This is a genomic window from Rhodoferax sp. (genome assembly GCF_039922535.1).
GTDB lineage: Bacteria > Pseudomonadota > Gammaproteobacteria > Burkholderiales > Burkholderiaceae_C > Rhodoferax_B.
In genome coordinates, this window is record NZ_JBDTEM010000410.1 from 1 (window position 1) to 9,263 (window position 9,263).

General features: G+C 63.8%; 7 protein-coding genes and 2 pseudogenes. 5 read left to right on the plus strand and 4 right to left on the minus strand.

Translation table 11 applies throughout. The annotated features are described in order from the left end of the window. The 3 genes and pseudogenes from ABI213_RS19495 to ABI213_RS19505 all read right to left on the minus strand — a co-directional run. A pseudogene (locus ABI213_RS19495) lies at positions 1-650 on the minus strand (histidine kinase); the annotation flags it as partial. After that, complete coding sequence (locus tag ABI213_RS19500; protein ID WP_348028325.1) at positions 650-1,345, minus strand: response regulator transcription factor; 696 nt, start codon at positions 1,343-1,345, stop codon at positions 650-652. The pseudogene ABI213_RS19495 and the gene ABI213_RS19500, both read right to left, overlap by 1 nt. A gap of 116 nt (positions 1,346-1,461) precedes the next feature. Then, the gene (locus ABI213_RS19505; RefSeq protein WP_348028327.1) at positions 1,462-2,451 is read right to left on the minus strand and encodes a LuxR C-terminal-related transcriptional regulator; all 990 of its coding nucleotides are present in this window, start codon (positions 2,449-2,451) and stop codon (positions 1,462-1,464) included. 106 nt (positions 2,452-2,557) lie between these two features. On the opposite strand from ABI213_RS19505, the gene ABI213_RS19510 reads away from it, so the two are divergent. Continuing rightward, entirely contained in the window at positions 2,558-4,567 is a 2,010-nt protein-coding gene (locus ABI213_RS19510) for a hypothetical protein (protein WP_348028329.1), read from the plus strand. On the opposite strand, the gene ABI213_RS19515 is transcribed toward ABI213_RS19510, so the two are convergent. Next, the gene (locus ABI213_RS19515; RefSeq protein WP_348028331.1) at positions 4,564-5,226 is read right to left on the minus strand and encodes an HAD family phosphatase; all 663 of its coding nucleotides are present in this window, start codon (positions 5,224-5,226) and stop codon (positions 4,564-4,566) included. The two genes, ABI213_RS19510 and ABI213_RS19515, sit on opposite strands and share 4 nt — an antisense overlap. Positions 5,227-5,369: 143 nt before the next feature. Between ABI213_RS19515 and ABI213_RS19520 the strand changes: the two genes are divergently transcribed. From ABI213_RS19520 to ABI213_RS19535, 4 genes and pseudogenes are all read left to right on the plus strand, one after another. Beyond that, positions 5,370-6,524 carry a porin gene (locus ABI213_RS19520; RefSeq protein WP_348005437.1) on the plus strand — a complete coding sequence of 385 codons (1,155 nt, stop codon included), beginning with the start codon at positions 5,370-5,372 and terminating at the stop codon, positions 6,522-6,524. 190 nt (positions 6,525-6,714) lie between these two features. Further along, positions 6,715-7,416 carry a response regulator gene (locus tag ABI213_RS19525; protein WP_348028333.1) on the plus strand — a complete coding sequence of 234 codons (702 nt, stop codon included), beginning with the start codon at positions 6,715-6,717 and terminating at the stop codon, positions 7,414-7,416. 7 nt (positions 7,417-7,423) lie between these two features. Beyond that, a complete protein-coding gene (locus ABI213_RS19530) occupies positions 7,424-8,902 on the plus strand; it encodes a sensor histidine kinase (RefSeq protein ID WP_348028335.1) in 1,479 nt (492 codons plus the stop codon). 9 nt (positions 8,903-8,911) lie between these two features. Further along, a pseudogene (locus tag ABI213_RS19535) lies at positions 8,912-9,263 on the plus strand (sensor domain-containing phosphodiesterase); the annotation flags it as partial.

Consider the following 9,263-nt stretch of genomic DNA (forward strand, 5'->3'; position numbering starts at 1 on the left):
TACAGGTACAAGCGGTCGCGCTCCACCGCTCCGGGCCGGGTGGCCGAAGGCTCGGTCTGCGTCCACCACAGCAGGCTGGCCATAATGACCATGAACAACCCCCAGAACGCCAGCAGGCGAAAACCCAGGTCCACCCGCTCGGCCTCTTGCTGGTAGCGCGCCATCACCGCGTTCTCGGGCCCCACCACCACCGCAGCCATGCCGCCGCGCCGCCCCACGTGGGCATGCACCAGGACGCGCAGCAGATTGTCTTTTTGCAGCAAGGCCGCCGGAATGCTGATGTAGCGCGGGACCTTGGCGTAGTCGGCATCGTCCAGGCCTTGCAGGTCGCCCCGGCGCTGCAGCAAGCCACCGTTGAGCCAGACCTCGTAGGTATTGCCCAGCCGCAAAAAATACACGCCGTACGGGGTGTCGCTCGGGCCCGCCAGCGCAAACACCATGTCGAACTGGGCCGTGCCCGCGTGCCCCGGCTGGCGGCGGTCCCAGATGTAGGGCAACCGCACTGGGCCCTGCGTGGTCTGGCCGTCCACGGTAATGCGGGCCTGCGCGGTGCGCAGTTCCAGCAGTCCCGCGGGCCGTGGCTGGGCCGCGGCACTGCCCAACCACAGCCCGCAGCACAGCCTGACGCACAGCCATAGCCAGCGCCACATCAGCTGTGCAGCAAGCCCATGCGGGTTGCTTCAAAGACGGCTTCGGTCTTGGAGTTAACCGCCAGCTTGCTGTACAGGCTCTTGATCTGGGTTTGCACCGTGTGGATGCTCACGGTGTGCAGCCTGGCGATTTCGGCGTACGAGAATCCGCGCGCGATCAGCGACAACACCTCGGTCTCGCGCGGCGACAGGCGTGGCGACTCCAGCGCCACCGTGACCACCCGCACCGGCAGCTTCTCTGGCACTTCCAGACTGTGTAGCGCCGATGTGCGGTACTTGGACAACACACGCCGCGCAATCATGGGCGAAATGGGTGAGGCCCCGGCCAGCATGTCCAGCACCACCTGCGCAATGTCGTCGGGGGCCGCGTCCTTGTGGATGTAGCCCAGCGCCCCGGCCTCGATGCTGGCCAGGACATTGTCTTCGTCGCCAAACATCGAGATCACCAACGGCTCGCAGTTTGGGTTCAGGCGCACGGCGCGCCGGATGATGTCCAGCCCGCTGCCATCGGGCAGACCCAGATCGACCAGCAGCACATCGACCACATGCCCTGGCTGCTGCAGCCAAGCCACCGCTTCGGCATGCGTGCCCACCGCCGCGGCCAGTACCAGCGGCGCACAACCGGACACGCTGGCGGCAAAGAATGCACGCGTCTGCGCATCGTCTTCGACCACCAAAACCTGCCAATGTGCCATGGGCTTGCCTGCTGTAGGAGGAGAGACCTGGAGTGGTCCCTCTCCTCGCCAGCATAGGCTTGCCAGCCTTTTCGGCATCCCCCTTTTGTGGGATAAGCCGTGCCCGGTGCCTTCGTTTACTCGGCCCAGCGCAGCGCCTCAATGAGCCGGGCAATGCTGCCGACCTCCAGTTTTTCGTAAATCGCCTGGATTTGGTTGCGCACGGTGGCGGGCGAACGGTTCAGGGCCTGGGCGATTTCCTTGTGGCTTTCGCCCTTGGCGATGCGCCGGGCGATGGTCCACTCTCGCACATTGAGCTGGTCTGCCAGGCAACGCGCGCGGGCTTTCAGGAACAGCAGGCCGTGCTCAACGTACACCCGTAACACCACGCCACGCCCCATAAAACGATCCACTCCTAGCAACGCGGTTTCCATAAGCGGTGCTGGAAGCGCCTGGCCCGTCCAGTCGCTCCACTCCGCCAGCACCAGGGCATTGAACTGGGGGTCAGAGTGGTACACCACCCCGCGCATGTCCGCAATGGCGCAGCCATGCGGGGACAGCGCCTTGTCTGCGGCCTCCAAATGGCCAAGGTGCACCACCCGATTGAATGCCAGAGCCTGCATCACATGGGGTGTCAATTGGGCTAGCAGCAAGCGCTCTTCTTCAGTGCAATGCGCCTCCTTATCGGCACGAAACAGGCTGACCCAATGGACAAAACGGGTACGGGGGTTGCTATCGGCGGCAACGAAAATGTTTTCATGTCCAAACCGGTGCAAAAAATCCCGCAGAGCGCGGGTCTCGGGACCGTCAAACCAGCTATCGGTATGAAATACCCGGGTAACGTGGCGCTTGTCAAACACCGTTGCGGCGGCGCTGTCGAGGTGCTTCAACGGCTCATAGGCCAACAGCATCTCCCTGGATGTCTGATGCAGGTGCACGGTGTGGATGTCGATACCCCGGCTAGTCGCGGTGGCCGTGCCCCACACCGACGAGTCAAACGGCAAAACCTGCTTGATCTGCGCCAGCACCGCGTCCTGGAAATACTGAATGGGTAGTTCCTGCGCCAAGCGGTAAAGCCTTAACAACAGCGTATTGAAGTCTACCGGCGGGTCACGAAGGTCATCCATAAGAAGTGCATGCCCGTAGTGCAATTGCACTATTGTGGCGGCCCTTTGGCTGGCCGAGACTGAATTTTTACAAAAGCATACACGCCCTTAACCCAAAGGATCCACGATGAAAACGCATATGAAATGGGCCCTGTCAGGGGCCATGATTGCAGTCCTTGCTGCCTGCGGTGGAGACGGCGGCGACAGCCCCGTCGCCAGTGGCCCGCCGGTCGTTGCGACCAGCAACCTGTCAGTTACCGTGATAGACGGCCCCATCGTAGGGGCCAAAGTGTGTTTGGACACGAACAGCAACGGCGTGTGCGATGCGGGCGAGCCGTTTGGCACCAGCACCGCAGGCGGAGTGGTCACGTTTGCGGTGCCGACTGCAGATCTAGGTAAATACCCCGTGGTAGCCGAAGTGCCCGCGGGAGCCATTGACGAAGACAGCCCCAACACCCCTATCGTCACCAAGTACAGCCTGACGGCACCTGTCGCCAACCCCGTCATCAGTCCGCTGACCACCGTGGTGCAGCAATTGGTGAGCAGTTTGGGCCTGAGCGCAGCCGATGCCGCCGCCGCCGTACAGTCACAGACAGGTCTGACCAGCTCGCCCTTGGCCAACTATGTGGCTAGCGTCAGCGCAGACCCCGCTGCTGCCAACGCCGCAAGGGTGCTGGTGGCAGCCATCCAGAGCCAAACCGTTGCGCTGGGCAGTGCGGCAGACGTGCAAAAAGCCATTGCAGCCAACGCCACCAACCTGCTGGCGGCAGCAGTGCTGGCCGGGGCGGACAGCACGGTAGTGACAGCGTGCGCTGTCAAAACCTCGGACGCGTGTAAAACAGCCATTGCCGCCGCGGTCGCCACCGTGGTGGCCGATGCAGGCCTGACACCGACCACAGTCGCTGCGGCAATAACCTTGGCAGCGGCCCCGGTCGTTGCCGAGACCACCACGCCGGTCGCCAGTTTTTCGCTGGACTGGGTGAACGCGGGGGATGCCAACAACTGGTACACCCGCATCTTTACCTCTACCGCTGCAGAAAATACGCCGGATTCCAATGGGTTAGTGCGTTACCGGGCCATCCGGCACCAAAGAGTGGCGGGTGTGGATACCGAGTGGGTGGTTAACAGTGACTCCTCGCGTGCGGGCGACCTGCACTGGAACGGTAGCGCATGGGTAGGCTGTTCGACGAGCGTCCCCAACACCAGCACCGTGCGCGATGCGCTGGGCCGATCCACCTACAACTACTGTGACGGCTACGAAAAGGGTAGCACCCAGCGCATAACGACCAGCATCGAAAGCCAGCCCATGGCCAACGTGTTTACGCTGATCCAGGCCACCCGCACCAACGGCAGCAACTGGGGCGAAGCACCCACCTGGTTCACCGGCACGGTAACTGCCAGCGTGGGTACTGCCACCTTCCCCGCCGATTCCAAGTTGCTGGTACAAAGCCAAACGACGACGGCAACGGCGCTGGGGTACGACGTGCAAACCAGCGCCATCGTGACGGTGGGTGATGCCGACGTGGCGGCAGGCGGCAATGCAGTCACCAACAGCGCTGTGGCCTGTAATACTTCGCGGTCGTTCAACGCCACTCAGGCGGTGACTTTGGAAACCATGATCGCCCGCAGTACAGGTACCCCTTGTATTTTTGGCGTACGAAGCATCACCGGAGTGAATGGACAAACCTTTAACAGCGTGCCAACCGATATGGGCTGGGGCAACACATCCGCCTCCATGGGCACTATCGGAAATGCGCCCTTAGGCACCAGCACAACAGCTACAAGCTACTACACCGGTAACACACCGCTGCGGGTCTCTTTTGCCGGAGGCAGCAGCAATGCCGCCACCTTCTACACCTGCTTGCAGCGTTCCATCGACGGCTCCACCCGCAACTGCACGGCGGTAGGAACAGGCACCTACACCATTACCACCCTTGGCGATGCCCGTGTAATGACTTTCAGCAGCTTGCCCGCAGCATTTTCCAACCTGTCTTACGAACGGGTTTTTGTAGAGCGCGGGGGACAGGTGTACCGGGGCTACAAAGACCGCCTGACCACCTCCAAAGTCGTCCGCCTGAACGGCACCGCCGGCAATGCCGTGCTGTCCCAGCTAGGCCTGCCCACCTTCACGCCCTAAACCAGCAACCCCGCCAACTGGTCCATGCTGGTAAACGTGCAAAACGCCCCCGCATCCATCAACGCCTGGGCATCCACATGGCCCGAAGTGGCGGGCGCGTAGCCGAACACGGTGGCCCCTGCGGCCACGCCCGCGCGCACGCCGGTGGTGGTGTCTTCCACCACGGCACAGCGGGCGGGGTCTACGTTCAAAGCGGCGGCGGCCGCCAGGTACACGTCGGGCCAGGGTTTGGTGCGGGGCATTTCATGGCCGCTGAAAACGAGGCCCTTGAAGTATTCGGCCAGGCCGACTTTCTCCAGTTGCAGCTCGATCTTGATGCGGTCGGCCCCCGACGCACAGGCGATGCGGCCCGCATAGGCGGTGTGCACCGCGTGCACTGCGGCGTGGATACCGGGAATCGGCTGCAGTCGCGTTTCCAAAGCATGGTTGCGCCGGGTGCGGAACTCCAGCATCCAGGCATCGGTGAGTGGCTTGCCGGTGTGGGCCTCGATGGCGGGCGCTTCGTCCATCACGGTTTTCCCTACGAACAAGCGCATGCATTCGGCCAGGGTCATGGCCCAGCCGCTCTCGGCCAGCATGTCGCGCAGCACGCCGATGGTCAGGGGCTCGGAATCGACCAGCACACCATCGCAGTCAAACAATACGGCAGCAAATTTCATGGGTTTTCACTCTCTAAAGGTAGCGGAATTTTTTAAGTACCAAATAGGCTTCTGGCGCTGAATGGATCAGCAGGGGCAGCTACTTATTTCATAGTAAAGATGTTAACGTGATCTTCCACAAAGCGCTTTTCAGGGGGCCGCCGATGGTGAACCGCACTGTTTTTTGTCTGGCTGTCGGGTTCGGCCTACCGGCCTTGGGGCTGGCACAGTCGGTGCCCGGCAACCGCTTGTACGGCTCGATCGATCTGGCCGTGGTCACCAGCCACACGGGGGCGCCGGGATTGGGCAACAGCGTGTCGGTAGCCTCCGGTGTCTTGCGTTCGTCGGTGTTTGGCGTGGCGGGCAACGAAGCATTGGACGGCGGTTTGCACGCGCTGTTCCGGCTAGAGGCCGGGTTCGATGCCGATACCGGGGCCGGCAAAACCTACGTTGGCAATCCTGCAACGGCCACACCGGCCGCACCGGGCGGCATACCCGCCACCGGGCTGTTCAACCGCCGCTCCACCGTGGGCTTGGGCGGCACCTGGGGCAGTCTGACCGCCGGGCGCGACTACACCCCGGTGTATTGGGCCGCCCTGGACGGTGACGTGCAGGGCCTGATGCTGTATGGCAATTTGCAGCAAAGCCTGGCCCTGGCGGGCACTGGCTCCGAACGCTTTGGGCGTGCCAGCAACGCCTTGTTTTATGCCTCGCCGGTGGTCCGGGGTTTCATGCTGCGTGGCATGGCCAGCCTGGGTTCTGAAAGCGGCGGCGGCCCGTCCGCCCCGCCGCGCAAGGCCAACCAAATGCTGGCCGTATCGGGCAAATACACACTGGAGGGCTGGCTGCTCACCACGGCCTACCAGCAAATCAGCCTGCCCACCGTTGCCGGATCGCCCGCCGCCTTTACCGGGGCGACCGGTACGCGCAGGGATGTGGTGCTAGGAACGCGCTACGACTGGGGGCGGTACGGCATCAGCGCGGGCTATCTGCAGATCCGCCAGCCCACCGTGGCCAACACCGATGGGAAGCAGCTTTCGCTGGGGGTCAGCGCCCGAATCGGCGAAGGCACGCTGGCGGTCAGCGCCTTGCAAATGCGCCTGAACACCGCCAGCGGCACCGCCCAGACCGCGCAGGTGCTGGGCCTGGGCTACACCTACCCGCTGTCGCGGCGCACCACGCTGTACACCAGCTACGGCCAGGTCAACAACAGCGCCACCGCCGTCTTCCCCCTGGTGTCCGCCGACACCGCCACCAACCCAGGCGCGCTCGGCGCACACGTGCGTGCACTGGCCTTAGGAATGCAACATACGTTTTAGCCTTCCAGCGCATATTTCACCTGCACAAGAAGCTACTATTTATGTAGCAAAACACGGTAAATGAAAAACCACCCCCACCCAGAACAGCGCGGAACTGGCTCCGCCAGGCCGCCGCTGTTGCCCCCTGCGTGTCGGAAAGCCCCACGCGCTGGAGCCTGGGGGTGTACCAAGTTCATCGTATGCTCTGCCTATGGCCCATCTACTCATAGTTGAAGACGACGATTTACTGCGCGACGGCCTGGCGGCCCAATTGGGGCAAGTGGGGCACCAAACCACCACCGCAGCCAACGGCGCACTGGCCCAGGAGCTGCTGGAATCCACCCGCTTTGACGGCGTGGTGCTAGACCTGGGTTTGCCCCTGGTAGACGGCATGGCCCTGCTGCGCTGGATACGCAAACGCCTGCTGGCCCTGCCGGTGCTGATCTTGACTGCGCGCGACGGCGTAGAAGACCGTATAGAAGGCCTGAACGCCGGAGCCGACGATTATTTAACCAAGCCGTTCAACATGGCCGAGCTGCAAGCCCGCCTGGTCGCCATGCTGCGCCGCTCACGCCTGCCGGCCTTTGGCGGATCGCTGGAGCTGCCTGCAGGCCGCCTGCGGCTGGATGCCACGCAGCCGCTGGCCTGGCTGGGCGACGAGCCGCTGGAGCTGACCCACCGCGAATGGGCGCTGCTGTCGCTGTTGGTGACAAACGCGGGCCAGGTGGTCGGCCGCGAAGACGTGCTGAGCGCCTGGAAAGCCGACCCCAGCGACACCAGTGACAACACCAACACCAGCTCCAACGCGCTGGAGGTCTACGTGCACCGCCTACGCCGCAAGCTGGCCGACTCGGGCCTGAGCATCCGCAACGTGCGTGGCCTGGGCTACATGCTGGAAACCACCACGCCATGAGACCCACATGAGCTTGCCAGGCCTCCCGCCGGGCCTGCAAAAAGACAAAGCCCCTGGCCTGTCTTTGAAACGCCAGTTGCTACTGTGGCTGCTGCTGCCGCAACTCCTGCTGTGGCTGGTGGGCGGGCTGCTGGCCTACCGCATCGCACTGAACTACGCCGAAAAAGGCATCGACCAGTCACTTACCCAGTCGGTGCGCTCGCTGGCGCGCCAGGTCAAGCCCATGGGCTCGGGCCTGCTGGTGGACTTTCCGCGGGCCGCCCGCGACATCCTCGAAGAAGACCCGACCGATCGCGTCAGCTACATGGTGTCGTCGCCGCCCGGCCAGTTTGTGCTGGGCAACAGCAAGCTGCCCGACCCGCTGCTGGATGTTCGTGTGGAGCCCGGAGAACCGTTGATTTACGAAACCCTGCTGGACAAAAAACCGGTGCGCGTGGCCTTGCTGGAAGTCAACTACGGCGATGCCGACGCCCCCCAGCGCCTGCGCGTGCAGGTGGCCAAAAGCCTGGCCGTACAGCAGCGCATTGCCCGCGAGCTGGTGGCCGACATGCTGGTGCCGCTGGTGCTGCTGGGCACCTTGATCGGCACCGTGGTGTACATCGGCGTAGGCCGCGGCCTGCAGCCCCTGAAGCGCCTGGAGGCCCTGTTGGGCGACCGGGCCCACCGCAGCGTCACCACCCTGCTGCCTATCGAGCTGACCCAGGCCCCGCAGGAAGTGCATTCGCTGGCCGAAGCCGTAAACCAGATGCTGGCCGCCGTGCGGCGCAGCCTGGGCCAGGAAAAGCGCTTCATCAACGATGCCGCCCACCAGTTGCGCACCCCGCTGGCCGGCCTGATCAGCCAGACCGAGCTGGCCTTGACGGAACTGGCCAAAATCGAACACGACCCGCAGGCCCTGCAAGAGCGGCTCACCAAGGTACACGCCGGGGCCTTGCGCAGTGCCCACCTGGTGCACCAGTTGCTGTCGCTGGCCCGGACCGAGGCCGACATCACACCCCAGCCGTTGGACATGGCCGCGCTGGCCCGCGAAGTGGCCCGCGAATGGACACCACGCGCCATCACCGCCGGCATCGACCTGGGCTACGAGGGCGAAGACGGCCTGGTCACCCAGGGCGAAAAGCTGCTGTTGCGCGAAGCCATCAGCAACCTGATCGACAACGCCCTGCACTACGCGGGCCGGGGTGCCACCGTGACCCTGCGCGTGCAGCGCCTGCAAGGTTTTGCGGTGGTGGAAGTGGAAGACAATGGCCCCGGCCTGCAAGAGGCCGATGTGCCCCGGGTGTTCGAGCGCTTCTGGCGCGCCAGCGAGCTACCCGGCGGCTGCGGTTTGGGCCTGGCCATCGTGCAAGAAATCACCCTGCGCCACGGCGGCAACGCAGTGGCGTTAAATCGGGTGCCACAGGGCCTGTGCGTACGCCTCAGCCTGCCGCTACCGGTGTTTCCGCTGACGGCAGCCACGTTCCGCCACCCGCCCACCCTACCTTAGGAGGCCTAGATGCGCATCTTCCGCCCCTCCCTGCGTGTCGCCATCACGGTGCCGTTTGGACTGATCCTGGCCGGCACCGTGGCTTTGCTGGCGGTGACACAGCAGGAGACCACCGCACAGCTGATGGACAAGACCAGCAGCCGCATCCTGGATGCGCTGATGGGGGCCTCCAGCAACCGGCTGAGCAACTTCCTGGATGGACCGTTTCGCATCCAGAGTGATATTGCCGACGCGATCAGCCGCCATGGGCTCTACACCCCCGGTGACCTGGGCCCTATCTACCGCCATCTACGCGGTGTTTACCAAGACCTCTACCAGGACCAGACGCAGATGAGCGTGCTGGACTTTGGCAGTGAGGCAG